Raw genomic sequence first — 13,470 nt, 5'->3', positions numbered from 1 at the left:
CTGTGTGTGGCAAATATCTAAGGTTTTGTGTTATACTAGCCATGAGAAGTTTCCTTTTTTGATGAGTGGGTATTAGTCTTATCATATCAAGGATGCTTCTTTTTTGCTTTACTTGGTCTCACATCTATTGTAAGGCTACATTAGTCAAAAATCTCCTCGTCATTTCTTTAGCTGACAAAGCTGACTTATGCTATAATAGTATAGATTGGCAAGATCAGCTATCTTGGTATTGCCTACAGCTATTGATTACCATAATACAGGAGACAGACATGTCAGACGCTATTCGTGTGCGTTACGCACCCAGTCCAACTGGACTTTTACACATTGGAAATGCGCGTACAGCGCTCTTTAACTACCTTTATGCTCGCCATCACGGTGGCACGTTCATTATCCGTATCGAAGATACTGACCGCAAACGCCACGTTGAAGATGGTGAACGCAGTCAGCTTGAAAACCTACGTTGGTTAGGGATTGACTGGGATGAAAGTCCTGAGACCCATGATAACTACCGTCAGTCCGAACGTTTAGAGCTTTACCAAAAGTATATCCAACAATTGCTTGATGACGGTAAGGCCTATAAGTCATACGTGACAGAGGAAGAGCTGGCAGCTGAACGAGAACGTCAAGAGCAGGCTGGCGAGCCTCCTCGCTACATCAATGAATTTTTAGGCATGTCTGAAGATGAAAAAGCAGCCTACATCGCAGAACGTGAAGCGGCTGGTATTGTCCCGACCGTTCGTCTAGCAGTTAATGAAACAGCTATCTACAAATGGACAGATATGGTTAAAGGCGATATCGCCTTTGAGGGGGGCAATATCGGTGGCGACTGGGTTATCCAAAAGAAAGATGGCTATCCAACTTACAATTTTGCCGTCGTTGTGGATGACCATGACATGCAGATTTCTCATGTTATTCGTGGGGATGACCACATTGCCAACACCCCAAAACAGCTCATGGTCTATGAAGCCCTTGGCTGGGATGCGCCAGAATTTGGGCACATGACCCTGATCATCAATGCTGAAACAGGGAAAAAACTCTCAAAACGTGACACCAACACCCTTCAGTTTATTGAGGATTACCGTCGAAAAGGCTATCTTCCTGAGGCTGTCTTTAACTTTATTGCCCTTTTAGGTTGGAATCCTGGTGGTGAGGATGAAATCTTCTCACGTGAGGCGTTGATTAAGCTCTTTGATGAAAACCGTCTCAGCAAGTCTCCAGCTGCTTTTGATCAAAAGAAACTGGACTGGATGAGCAATGACTATATCAAGAACGCTGACTTGGACCAGATCTTCGAACTCTGTAAACCATTTCTTGAAGAAGCTGGTCGTTTGACGGATAAGGCTGAAAAATTAGTAGAACTTTACAAGCCGCAGATGACTGCTGCTGATGAGATTGTCCCTTTGACAGATCTATTCTTCTCAGACTTCCCAGCATTAACGGATGCTGAAAAAGAAGTCATGGCAGGTGAGACAGTTCCGACAGTTCTTGAAGCCTTCAAAGCGAAACTTGAAGCCATGCCAGACGCTGATTTTCAGCCGGAGAATATCTTTCCACAGATTAAGGCAGTTCAAAAAGAAACAGGTATCAAAGGGAAAAATCTCTTTATGCCGATTCGTATCGCTGTTTCTGGTGAGATGCATGGACCAGAATTGCCCGACACCATCTACCTACTAGGGCGTCATAAGTCTATCCAACACCTTGAGCAGATGCTGAACAGTCTGTCAAAATAGCACTAGGAAGAAGTGGATGTCCATCAATCCCTTCTTTTTTGTTTTGGTATGGGTGTTACAAGGGACTAGGACTGATGCAAAAATCCAGGACTAGGTGAGTGTGGCTAGTCTAATTGAAGGCTAGCCTCGTATGGCGAGTTTATGGTATAATAGTAGGACATGGAGGATCGCATGACAGAAACAAGATTGTATATTGCAAGGCATGGCAAGACCATGTTTAATACCATTGGCCGGGCTCAAGGCTGGTCTGATAGTCCTTTGACGGTTTTTGGAGAAGAGGGTATTCGTGAGCTTGGTGTGGGTTTAAAGGCGGCTGAAATTCCCTTTAAAGCAGCTTTTTCAAGTGATTCTGGTCGCACTATGCAGACCATGGAGATCATTCTTCGTGAAACTCATAATGAGCATTTGCCTTATCAGAGAGATAAACGCATTCGGGAATGGTGTTTTGGGAGCTTGGATGGAGGCTATGACGGAGAGCTTTTTCAGGGGGTTCTGCCAAGGACGGTTGCCTTTGCGGAAGGTCGTCCTATAGAGGAATTATCGTATGCTGATATTGCCCAGAGCATTGTTGAGGTAGATACTGCCAATTGGGCAGAGCCTTGGGAAGTGTTGAGTAAGCGTATTTATGACGGTTTTGAGGCTATCGCTCAAGAGATAGAGGCTCAAGGAGGTGGCAATGCCATCGTTGTCAGTCATGGCATGACCATTGGCACCTTGCTGTGGTTGATTGATCATTCTCAAGAAAAGCCTGACATCGACAATGGTAGTGTGACGGTTCTTGCTTATAAAGATGGGCAATTCACGATTGAAAAAGTAGCTGACTTATCCTACCGTCAAAAAGGAAGAGAGCTGATAACCGCTAATGAGAAGTAGACTAACAAAAGGTTCTCTCGCCATCATGGGTGTTTTGTTTCTTGCGATATTGAGCCTTCTTGTCTGGGCTAGAACGCATGATCAGTCTCAAGCTAGTCCTGATCAAACAAAGGTCACAACGGCTCAGAAAAAAACTGATCAGACAACTGTGTCTAAGCATCAGTCCAAAGCAGATCTGCCCCAGGTCTCGCCGTCTGATTGGGAGTTGATTTTGGTTAATCGAGAGCATGTGACACCTGAATTTTATCCAGAGTTAGTAAGCGTTGATAGCATCACTGTTGATAAAAGGATTGCTCAGCCTGTTTTGGCTTTTCTAAGAGCAGCTCAAGACATTGACCCAGCCTTTCATTTGATTTCAGGCTATCGTAGTGTCGACTATCAAAAAGACTTGTTTCAATATTACATCAATCAAGAAAAAGCAAATAATCCTAGCTTGAGCGATAAGGAAGCCGAAAATTTGGTTAAAACCTATTCCCAACCAGGCGGTGCAAGCGAGCATCAGACAGGCCTTGCCATTGATATGAGCACTGTCGATGCTTTAAATCAGGCTGACCCTGACATCATGTCAGAAATTCAAAAGATAGCGCCCGATTATGGCTTTGTTCTTCGATTTACCAAAGGTAAGACGGCCTTTACAGGAGTTGGATATGAGGACTGGCATTTTCGCTATGTGGGAAAAGCATCCGCGCGTTATATGACCGACCATGATATGACGTTGGAAGAGTATATCAAGCAATTGGAGGAAAAGTAGCCTTGAGACGACGATTTAAGTTCTCATTTGTCATGATTCTGCTGGGTGTCTTTGTGCTGGTTGGTATAGTACCACTGGCCTTGAATTACAGCAGTCTATCGGCAGAGAAAAAAGTAGCTACTGGCATGGATAATGCCCGTTTCATTGAACAAATAGCACCTGATGTGCAAAAATTATCGACTTATTATGGTATTAGACCCTCTATTGTGATTGCACAAGCTGCTCATGATTCACATTTTGGTCAAAGCCTATTAGCTGCCAAATATCATAATCTGTTTGCTGTGCTAGCAAAGCCTGGTGAGGATAGTATTCGGCTGAAAAATACCGAGCGTCACGAAGGCAATATCAAAGAAATCAAACGAAATTACGCTGTTTACCCGTCATGGGATTATGCCTTGGAGCGTTATTTGGAGGGGCTTAGAGATGGCAGTTTAGCCCATAAGGACCTCTATAATCTCCTAGCCACAGCTTCTAGTGTCAGTGTGGCAGCACAGGCTTTTTATCGCTATGACTATACCCAAGACGATGACTACGCCAATCAGTTAGAACGTATCATCAAAGAATACAATCTTGAAAAATATGACCAAAACCAAAATTAGCACTCTGTAAAAAAGAGTGCTAATTTTTTGTATTTTTTACTTGACTTCTTTTTTGAGAGGTGTATAATAGAGATATAAATTAGCACTCCTTTAAGTCGAGTGCTAAGGTTGGAAGGAGGGTCTCATGGTTACAGCAAGGCAAAATGATATTTTGAATTTAATCATTGACATGTTTACCCAAATCCGTGAGCCAGTTGGCTCCAAGGCCCTTCAAGCATCGATTGACTCCAGCTCAGCTACCATTCGAAATGATATGGCTAAGTTGGAAAAGATGGGCTTTTTAGAAAAAGCCCATACCTCTAGTGGGCGCTTGCCTAGTCGTGCTGGCTTTCAGTACTTCGTCCAGCATTCCTTGTCCTTAGACAATATTGATGACCAAGATGTCTATCAAGTGATTAAGGCTTTTGACTATGAAGCCTTCGGCTTGGAGGATATTTTTCGGACAGCCAGTCAGTTACTTGCTGATTTGACGGGCTACACATCTGTGATTTTGGATGTTGCGCCTAAGCACCAGCGACTGACCCACTTTGATGTGGTGCAGTTATCCAATCATGATGCCTTGGCCGTCATGATGTTGGACGATGCCAAGCCAGTGACGGTGCAGTTTGCTATTCCTAAGCATTTTTTGGCTAAGGATTTGGAAACCTTAAAGACACTGGTTAATGAGCGTTTTCTTGGCAAGGCTGTTTTGGACATTCACTACAAGCTCTTAACGGAAGTTCCTCAAATCATCCATAAGTATTTTACAATCACAGAGAATATGATGGGCTTGTTTGATTACATCTTCCAAGGACTCTTTCGTGAGACCATCCTTATTTCAGGCAAGGTCAATGCCCTAAACTATGCTGATCTAGGCACTTATCAATTTCTTGACGATGAGGTCAAGGTGGCTATGGAAATGCGTAGTAGCTTGTCTGAGGAAGAGCCGACCACCATTCAGGTGGCAGACAGTAGTGAGCCCGCCCTTGCTGATTTAACCGTCATACGACATCAATTCTTGATTCCTTATCGTGGCTTTGCCTTGTTGAGTGTGATTGGACCGATTGAGATGGATTATCGTCGCATGATGAGTTTGATCAATATCCTAAGCCGTGTTTTAGCCTTGAAGTTGGCGGACTATTATCGCTATCTCAGTAGCAACCACTATGAGGTTCATTAGGCTTTTAGAAAAAAACACAACCGACTAAAACCTATAGTCTTTTGAATTAACTTTGATACGCTTCGCTTTTTGATTTCTAGGCTCAGACCTCAACACCTTATCATGAGGCTTTGAGCTTTGAACTTGCCCTACTCTTATGAGACAAGATTTGCTTGTCTCATCTCCAGCTTTAAACAGTTTAGTAAGCTGTTTGTGCTGTCTGCGTATCAGTTCCTTGTCTGAAAGTTAATTCATTTGACTATAACATCATTCATTACAAAAAAAGAGGTGACATTGTGTCAGAAAATATCAAAAATGATGATCTCCGCGAGGAAGTGGATCACGAGCAAGCAGTTCCTGAAGAAGTGACTGAAACGCCAGAAACTGAAGAAACACTCTCTGAAAAGTCAGATCTGGACTTGGCTAATGAGCGTGCTGATGCCTTTGAAAATAAGTACCTTCGTGCTCACGCAGAGATGCAAAACATTCAACGTCGTGCCAGTGAAGAGCGTCAAAGTTTGCAACGCTACCGTTCACAAGATTTGGCTAAAAAAATCTTACCAAGTTTAGACAACTTGGAACGTGCGCTTGCTGTTGAAGGATTGACAGAGGATGTCAAAAAAGGCCTTGAAATGACGCGTGATAGCCTTGTTCAAGCCCTAAAAGAAGAGGGTGTCGAAGAGGTTGAGACAGATCGTTTTGACCCTAACTTCCACATGGCAGTGCAGACTCTATCGGCAGATGATGACCATCCAGCAGACAGTATTTCAGAAGTCTTTCAAAAAGGCTACAAACTTCATGAGCGCTTACTAAGACCTGCCATGGTAGTGGTTTACAACTAACTAACGTCTTAATAAACGTCTTGTCCGAAATGACACTAAACTATGATAACAAACAAGAAACCGCTTCTTTTTAGCATCAGTAATGAAGCAAAGGAAGCGAGCATTATAAAAAAAATAAAAAGAGGAAATAAATATGAGTAAAATTATTGGTATTGACTTAGGAACAACTAACTCAGCTGTTGCCGTTCTTGAAGGAACAGAAAGCAAAATTATCGCTAACCCAGAGGGTAATCGCACAACACCTTCAGTGGTGTCATTTAAAAACGGTGAAATCATTGTCGGTGATGCCGCTAAACGCCAAGCCGTAACAAACCCAGAGACCATCATCTCGATCAAATCAAAAATGGGAACGTCTGAAAAAGTGGCTGCTAACGGTAAAGAATACACACCACAAGAAATTTCAGCAATGATTCTGCAATACCTTAAAGGTTACGCAGAAGACTACCTTGGTGAAAAAGTGGAAAAAGCCGTTATCACCGTTCCAGCTTACTTTAATGATGCGCAACGTCAAGCTACAAAAGATGCTGGTAAGATCGCTGGTCTTGAGGTAGAGCGTATCGTCAACGAACCAACAGCAGCTGCCCTTGCTTACGGTATGGACAAACAAGATCAAGATCAAAAAATCTTGGTATTTGACCTTGGTGGTGGTACTTTTGACGTATCTATCCTTGAACTTGGTGACGGTGTCTTCGATGTCCTTGCAACTGCTGGTGATAACAAACTTGGTGGTGATGACTTTGACCAAAAAATCATTGATTTCTTGGTGGCAGAATTCAAAAAAGAAAATGGCATTGATCTTTCATCAGACAAGATGGCGCTACAACGCTTGAAAGATGCTGCTGAAAAAGCGAAAAAAGACCTTTCAGGTGTGACCCAAACCCAAATCAGCTTGCCATTTATCACAGCAGGTGACGCTGGACCGCTTCACTTAGAGGTTTCATTGTCTCGTGCTAAATTTGATGATCTTACAAGTGATCTTGTAGAACGCACCAAAACACCAGTTCGCCAAGCCCTTTCTGATGCTGGTTTGTCGGTTTCTGAGATTGATGAGGTTATCCTTGTCGGTGGTTCGACCCGTATCCCAGCTGTTGTTGAAGCTGTTAAAGCTGAAACTGGTAAAGAACCAAACAAATCTGTGAACCCAGATGAAGTTGTTGCTATGGGTGCTGCCATCCAAGGTGGTGTCATCACTGGTGATGTGAAAGACGTTGTCCTTCTTGATGTGACACCATTGTCACTTGGTATTGAGACGATGGGTGCAGTCTTTACAAAACTGATCGAGCGTAACACAACTATCCCAACTTCTAAATCTCAAGTCTTCTCAACAGCAGCAGACAACCAACCAGCCGTTGATATTCACGTTCTTCAAGGAGAACGCCCAATGGCAGCAGACAACAAAACACTTGGACGCTTTCAATTGACTGATATTCCTGCTGCTCCTCGTGGAATCCCTCAAATCGAAGTAACCTTTGATATTGATAAAAACGGTATCGTATCTGTTAAAGCTAAAGACCTTGGTACTCAAAAAGAGCAACAAATCGTTATCAAATCAAACGACGGCCTTTCTGAAGAAGAGATTGACCGTATGATGAAAGATGCCGAAGCAAACGCTGAAGCTGATGCTAAACGTAAAGAAGAAGTTGACCTTAAAAACGAAGTTGACCAAGCTATCTTTGCAACTGAAAAAACCATCAAAGAAACGGAAGGTAAAGGCTTTGATGCTGAACGTGATCAAGCCCAATCAGCTCTTGACGAGTTAAAAGCTGCGCAAGAATCTGGTAACCTTGAGGACATGAAAGCTAAACTTGAAGCGCTCAATGAAAAAGCACAAGCTCTTGCGGTTAAAATGTACGAACAAGCAGCCGCAGCCCAACAAGCAGCTGGCGGCGCAGAAGGTGCCGAAACTGCAGGAAATGCAAGCGATGATGTCGTAGACGGAGAGTTTACGGAGAAGTAAAATAGTCCTGTGGACTATTTTAGCCCGACTTCTTGAAAACCAGAAAGAAGTTGGTTAGGTTTGGGGAACGTTTTTATCCCACTCGCTAGAATCAAGAAACGAGTGTCAGGTTCAGGTCACCTTTTATCTCGAGCTTGAAAATTCGAAAGAGAGTCGAGTTCAGAATGGCTACTCAAGTAGCTCATCAGTTAACGGTTACCGCTATGGCGGATAACCTAGGTGTCTTACTAACTCGTCAGCAAAATATTATCGATTTTGCTTCCTCATGTCGTAAGCTGTGAGAGCGTGAAAGAACGACAGGAAAGTTATCTTTTTTCCGAAGTTCTTAGCTCGAACTCAATTTGGCTAAAATAACGAGAGGCTCTCTTCTTCTATATCGTAGCAATAAATCCAATCACAGAGGTTGCAGCCCAGCCTCTGTTTTTGGGTAATATGAGACAACAAAGCAATCGAAGACCGTAAGGACTTGATCCCTATTTTTTAGGAATTTAATAATACCTTTATATAGAAAGGAATTGAACCCGCCCTAAAAGCGATGTGACAAAGATAAATCGTTTCGAAAATCAGGATTTTCTAATGATTTCCTATTATCGTTGAGATGAAATTACAGAAAGGAATGCAAGTTCGTTTATTCGAACACAGGCTAAAAACCTAGTGAAAAAGATAAACTTCCTAGTGTGTTTCACACACTGTGTCAGTTTTCTATTTTCATACGGTTTTCTTAACGCCTTTTGTATCATGAATTATGAATAATACTGAATATTACGATCGTTTGGGGGTGTCTAAGGATGCTTCGCCAGACGAGATTAAAAAAGCCTATCGTAAGATGTCTAAAAAGTACCACCCGGATATCAATAAAGAAGCTGGCGCTGAACAAAAATACAAGGATGTCCAAGAAGCCTATGAGACTCTAAGTGATAGCCAAAAACGTGCTGCCTATGATCAGTTTGGACCAGCTGGTGCTCAAGGTGGTTTCGGTGGCGGAGCTGGTGGCTTTGGCGGCTTTGATGGTGGCGGTTTTGGTGGTTTTGAGGATATTTTCTCAAGTTTCTTTGGCGGAGGCGGTCCAACTCGCAATCCCAATGCGCCTCGTCAAGGTGGTGATCTCCAATACCGTGTCAACCTCAAGTTTGAAGAGGCAATCTTTGGTGTGGAAAAAGAAATCACTTATGGTCGTGAGACTATCTGTCGAACATGTAGTGGTAATGGTGCAAAACCAGGTAGTCGTCCTGTGACTTGTGGTCGCTGTCATGGACAAGGTGTCATCAATGTTGATACCCAGACCCCACTGGGGATGATGCGTCGCCAAATCGCTTGTGATGTCTGTCATGGAACAGGTCAAGAAATCAAAGACCCATGTACCACTTGTCGTGGAACAGGTCATGAGCAGGAAAATCATAAGGTCAAGGTCAACATTCCAGCAGGCGTTGAGACTGGCCAGAAGATTCGTCTTCAAGGCCAAGGTGAGGCAGGCCATAATGGTGGTCCTTACGGTGATCTTTTTGTCCTTATCCATGTCATGAAGAGCGATAAGTTTGAACGTGAAGGGTCAACCATCTACTACCAGATGCCAATCAGCTTTGTCCAAGCTGCGCTGGGAGATGTGGTTGATATCCCAACCGTACATGGAGACGTCGAATTGACCATCCCTGCCGGTACGCAGACTGGAAAGACCTTCCGCTTGAAGGGTAAAGGAGCGCCGCGTTTGCGTGGCAATGGTCAAGGCGATCAACACGTGACCATGACTGTTGTAACCCCAACCAAGCTCAATGATGCTCAAAAAGAAGCCCTCCAGGCCTTTGCGCAAGCAGGGGGTGAGAAGGTTAACCCGCAAAAGAAAAAAGGTTTCTTTGATAAAGTCAAAGACGCTATCGATGACCTCTAGTAAATAATAAAACATCTTGAATGTTAGTGAAAGCACTAATGTTCAAGGTGTTTTTCTTAGCTACTCTTGAAATCTTAGGAAATTATGGTAAACTATCTTAAAACTTTCCCAAGGAGATCTGTCTATGTTACTTGAAGCATTTGATACCAACAAAAAAGCCATCATCAATCCTGATATGGTCAATGAGCCTATCGAGAATTTTCCTGAGACGGTAGTGACTTGCTTTGCCAGAGGGACCTTTGAGCGGATTTTGCAGGAGCTGCCGCATAAGCATTTGGTGACAACGAGTGTCGCTAATCTGGATATCCCCATTTATGAAATAGACTTTGACGGTCACAAACTTGGTTTTTTCAATGCCTACGTTGGTGCAGCGGGTTGTGTCGCCATTCTTGAAGATTTGATTGTCATGGGGATGAAAAATCTGGTTGTTTTTGGGACTTGTGGGGTTCTTGATAGTAGTATCTCGCAAACCTCAATCATCATTCCAACAGCAGCTCTTCGAGATGAGGGAACGAGCTTTCATTACGCTCTTCCTAGCGATGAGATTGCAGTGAATCAAGGTTTTGACGCAGACTTTCAGCACTTTTTAGATCGTCAGCAGGTATCTTATACTATAGGTAAGGTCTGGACGACAGATGCTATCTACCGAGAAACGGCTGATAAGATGGCAAGGCGTAAATCCCAAGGAGCCGTTTGTGTCGACATGGAATGCTCTGCCATTGCTGCCTTGGCTGATTTTAGGGGCATCAATCACTTCCAGTTTTTCTATTCAGCTGATAATCTGGATGCGGAAGTTTGGGATGAAAGAACCCTTGGTAACCACTCAGATCTGGAGGCGAAAGATCGGATTGCCTACATTGCTCTAGGATTTGCTAAAGAACGTTTTTCGTCATCTGATTAAGTAAAGAGGCTTATTTTTGCCTATTTTAGCGAGCCATGTGATGAGAGATTTTTGTCAAATCAAACCTCAATCAACTGACCCACTCCTCGTTAATCCCTAAGCCTAATGAACACTATAGAATGTCACAATCATCCAACACAGAAGGGGTGGTAGGTCAATAAGACCGAAGGTGAAGTCGTCTAGTTTACTTTTTGCTTTACCGCGCACAAGGTAGCCCAAACCGCCGATAAGTAAAAAAACTTCCCAGACGCCTAGAATGATTTCAAGGGGAAGGGACATTGGGGGTTTGCTCCAATCCATCGTCAATTCTGCCAAGACAGAGCCAGCGATCATATATAGAGGGAAGGAACAGAAATAAAGTATAAGCCCTAATATCGCCAGCTAACGCTTGTGCCATAGGGCTGGTATCAGTCCTATGAGAGACAGTATCGGGTTGATGTGAAAAGCAACAAGTGTCGCCCAGTGATTGGGGAATAGCAAGGAGAAGTCTAAAACAAAGGTACTATAAAATAAGATAGTTTGAGCGATTAAGATGATGTTGACAACTTTTTTCATGAGAAGAATCTTCTTATAATCGTTTTCTTTTAGTGTATCATAAGTCCTAAACAAGGTTAGGGCCAGAGGGGAGTTCCTAACTTCTCACAAGATTCAAAAGGCTGGAAGGCTGAAATCACAGGCATGAGTGCTGGTGATTTTGGTTGTTCCTCTTTTTTGATCTGTGCCTTGATTTTGAGAAATGCACAAAGTTTGCTATAATCAAGGTTATGACACGATACAAAGCGATTATTTCTTATGACGGCAGGCTTTTTTCAGGCTTTCAAAGACAGCCTGGTGCAAGGACCGTTCAGGAAGAAATTGAAAAGACCCTTTCTCGATTAAATAGTGGCAAGCCTGTTACGATTCATGGGGCTGGACGCACAGATGCTGGTGTGCATGCCTATGGGCAGGTGATTCATTTTGACTTGCCCCAGACACGTGATGTGGAAAAGCTGCGCTTTGGTTTGGATACCCAGTGTCCTGACGACATTTCAGTAGTTGCAGTGACCCTTGTTTCAGAGGATTTTCACGCCCGCTATGCCAAGCACAGCAAGACTTACGAATTTCTCGTAGACACAGGGCGACCTAAAAACCCTATGATGCGTCACTACGCGACGGCCTATCCTTATCCTTTGGATGTAGAAGCAATGCAGGAGGCTATCAAGGACTTGGTAGGAACTCATGATTTTACAGGATTTACAGCAGCTGGTACAGCTGTTGACAATAAAGTCAGAACAATCACCAAGGCGACCGTAGAAGTGGCTCAAAAGACAGGCTTTCTTGTCTTTACCTTTTCTGGCAACGGCTTTCTCTACAAGCAAGTTCGGAACATGGTGGGAACTTTGTTGAAAATTGGCAATGGTCGCATGCCAGTCAGTCAGATCAAGACGGTTCTGGCATCAAAAAACCGTGACCTAGCTGGGCCAACGGCAGCAGGCAATGGTCTTTACCTCAAGGAGATTACCTATGAAAACGAACTACATACTCACCATATCAGGCAATGATGTCCTAAGCGGTGGTGGTTTTCAAGCGGATTTAGCGACTTTTTCAGCCCATAAACTCTATGGGTTTTTGGCTCAAACCTGCATGACCGCCATAAGTGATGATGGTTTTGAGATTATTCCAACAGATGATAATCTCTTTCAAAAACAGCTGGATAGCTTGAGTGATGTGCCATTTGCAGCTATCAAAATCGGTCTCCTACCAACCCCCCAGATAGTTAGGGCTGTCAAGGGCTTTATTCACAAACGGCCACAAGTTCCTGTGGTTTTAGATCCCGTTCTGGTCTTTAAGGAAAATGCTGACCAAGAAGTTTCTCAAATGAGTCGAGAATTGCAAGAGCTTTTTTCTTATGCGACCATCATTACTCCCAATCTCAAAGAAGCAGAACGTTTGTCTGGACAGAGTATTTCTAACTTGGCTGAGATGGAAAGTGCTGCTAGAGCCTTACAGCAAATGGGAGCAAAGTCAGTTGTTATCAAAGGCGGTGCAAGACTGGAAGAAGACCAAGCTTACGATATTTTAGTAAGAGAAGACGGACAAGTGGCCTTCTTACAGTCGTCTCTTCTTGATCGCAACAATCAAGGTGCAGGCTGCACCTTTGCTTCAGCAATAGCTAGTGGATTAGCTCAAGAATTGACTGTGTCTCAAGCCAGTCATGCGGCTAAAATCTTTGTTTACCAAGCTATCGCTCACTCAAATGACTATGGAGTAACACCACATGACCAGAACTAATCTTCGCCACTTAACCCTCTTGGCCATCCTGACGGCTTTAAGCCTTGTCATGGCCTATATCCACATTCCTAGCCCGACAGGCTTTTTGACCCTTCTGGATACTGGGATTTATTTCACCGCCTTTTATCTAGGATCAACATCAGGTGCTATTGTCGGTGGCTTGTCAGGCTTTTTGATTGATATGCTTTTGGGTTACCCTCAGTACATGATCCACAGCCTGATTGCACATGGCGCGCAGGGCTTTTTTGGAGGTTGGACTGGCAAAAAGCGTGTGCTAGGCTTATCCTTGGCTAGTCTTTTCATGGTAGGCTGGTATGTCGTAGCAGCGTTGTTGCTAGGCTATGGTTTAGGTGCTGCCTTAGCAGAGATTTTTGGGAACATCCTTCAAAACGTTTTTGGGATGGGCTTGGGCTTTATCTTATACAAAGCTATTGCTAAACGAAAGCTCTAAGTAACCTTTCATGCAAATAGGAAAAGTGTCATTATTGAAAGAGAATTTTAGCCTCTCTTACCTGTTATGACG

Annotated in this window: 13 protein-coding genes; 12 read left to right on the top strand and 1 reads right to left on the bottom strand. The window is 43.5% G+C overall.

The window, feature by feature from the left end:
- Positions 1-269: 269 nt before the first annotated feature.
- The 9 genes from gltX (at position 270) to ACMZ6Z_RS03610 (ending at position 10,676) form a co-directional block, all read left to right on the top strand.
- Entirely contained in the window at positions 270-1,730 is a 1,461-nt protein-coding gene (gltX, locus tag ACMZ6Z_RS03650; RefSeq protein WP_416131258.1) for a glutamate--tRNA ligase, read from the top strand.
- 171 nt (positions 1,731-1,901) lie between these two features.
- Positions 1,902-2,603: a histidine phosphatase family protein gene (locus ACMZ6Z_RS03645; protein WP_416131257.1), complete on the top strand. Its 702-nt coding sequence runs from the start codon at positions 1,902-1,904 to the stop codon at positions 2,601-2,603.
- Positions 2,593-3,354 carry a M15 family metallopeptidase gene (locus ACMZ6Z_RS03640; protein WP_416131256.1) on the top strand — a complete coding sequence of 254 codons (762 nt, stop codon included), beginning with the start codon at positions 2,593-2,595 and terminating at the stop codon, positions 3,352-3,354. The genes ACMZ6Z_RS03645 and ACMZ6Z_RS03640 overlap by 11 nt, the downstream gene beginning before the upstream one ends.
- 2 nt (positions 3,355-3,356) lie before the next feature.
- Positions 3,357-3,953, top strand: a complete 597-nt coding sequence (locus ACMZ6Z_RS03635; protein ID WP_416131255.1) for a glycoside hydrolase family 73 protein — start codon at positions 3,357-3,359, stop codon at positions 3,951-3,953.
- Positions 3,954-4,077: 124 nt separating this feature from the next.
- Positions 4,078-5,112 carry a heat-inducible transcriptional repressor HrcA gene (gene hrcA / locus ACMZ6Z_RS03630; RefSeq protein ID WP_416131254.1) on the top strand — a complete coding sequence of 345 codons (1,035 nt, stop codon included), beginning with the start codon at positions 4,078-4,080 and terminating at the stop codon, positions 5,110-5,112.
- Between the two features lie 275 nt (positions 5,113-5,387).
- Entirely contained in the window at positions 5,388-5,933 is a 546-nt protein-coding gene (gene grpE, locus ACMZ6Z_RS03625) for a nucleotide exchange factor GrpE (protein ID WP_416131253.1), read from the top strand.
- Between the two features lie 133 nt (positions 5,934-6,066).
- Positions 6,067-7,890, top strand: a complete 1,824-nt coding sequence (gene dnaK / locus ACMZ6Z_RS03620; protein ID WP_416131252.1) for a molecular chaperone DnaK — start codon at positions 6,067-6,069, stop codon at positions 7,888-7,890.
- A gap of 745 nt (positions 7,891-8,635) precedes the next feature.
- Positions 8,636-9,775 carry a molecular chaperone DnaJ gene (gene dnaJ, locus ACMZ6Z_RS03615; RefSeq protein WP_416131251.1) on the top strand — a complete coding sequence of 380 codons (1,140 nt, stop codon included), beginning with the start codon at positions 8,636-8,638 and terminating at the stop codon, positions 9,773-9,775.
- Positions 9,776-9,899: 124 nt separating this feature from the next.
- Positions 9,900-10,676, top strand: a complete 777-nt coding sequence (locus ACMZ6Z_RS03610) for a nucleoside phosphorylase (RefSeq protein ID WP_416131250.1) — start codon at positions 9,900-9,902, stop codon at positions 10,674-10,676.
- Positions 10,677-11,057: 381 nt separating this feature from the next.
- On the opposite strand, the gene ACMZ6Z_RS03605 is transcribed toward ACMZ6Z_RS03610, so the two are convergent.
- Positions 11,058-11,231 carry a hypothetical protein gene (locus ACMZ6Z_RS03605; RefSeq protein WP_416131249.1) on the bottom strand — a complete coding sequence of 58 codons (174 nt, stop codon included), beginning with the start codon at positions 11,229-11,231 and terminating at the stop codon, positions 11,058-11,060.
- A 209-nt stretch (positions 11,232-11,440) separates the two neighbouring features.
- On the opposite strand from ACMZ6Z_RS03605, the gene truA reads away from it, so the two are divergent.
- From truA to ACMZ6Z_RS03590, 3 genes are read left to right on the top strand one after another with little or no spacing between them, the layout of a single operon-like run.
- Entirely contained in the window at positions 11,441-12,217 is a 777-nt protein-coding gene (gene truA, locus ACMZ6Z_RS03600; RefSeq protein WP_416131248.1) for a tRNA pseudouridine(38-40) synthase TruA, read from the top strand.
- Complete coding sequence (locus ACMZ6Z_RS03595; protein WP_416131247.1) at positions 12,180-12,947, top strand: bifunctional hydroxymethylpyrimidine kinase/phosphomethylpyrimidine kinase; 768 nt, start codon at positions 12,180-12,182, stop codon at positions 12,945-12,947. Before truA ends, ACMZ6Z_RS03595 begins: the two co-directional genes overlap by 38 nt.
- Positions 12,934-13,398 carry an ECF transporter S component gene (locus ACMZ6Z_RS03590; RefSeq protein WP_416131246.1) on the top strand — a complete coding sequence of 155 codons (465 nt, stop codon included), beginning with the start codon at positions 12,934-12,936 and terminating at the stop codon, positions 13,396-13,398. The genes ACMZ6Z_RS03595 and ACMZ6Z_RS03590 overlap by 14 nt, the downstream gene beginning before the upstream one ends.
- Positions 13,399-13,470 lie beyond the last annotated feature (72 nt).

It is taken from the genome of Streptococcus pluranimalium (assembly GCF_047785705.1).
GTDB lineage: Bacteria > Bacillota > Bacilli > Lactobacillales > Streptococcaceae > Streptococcus > Streptococcus pluranimalium_A.
This window is presented reverse-complemented; position numbering and strand designations above follow the sequence as displayed.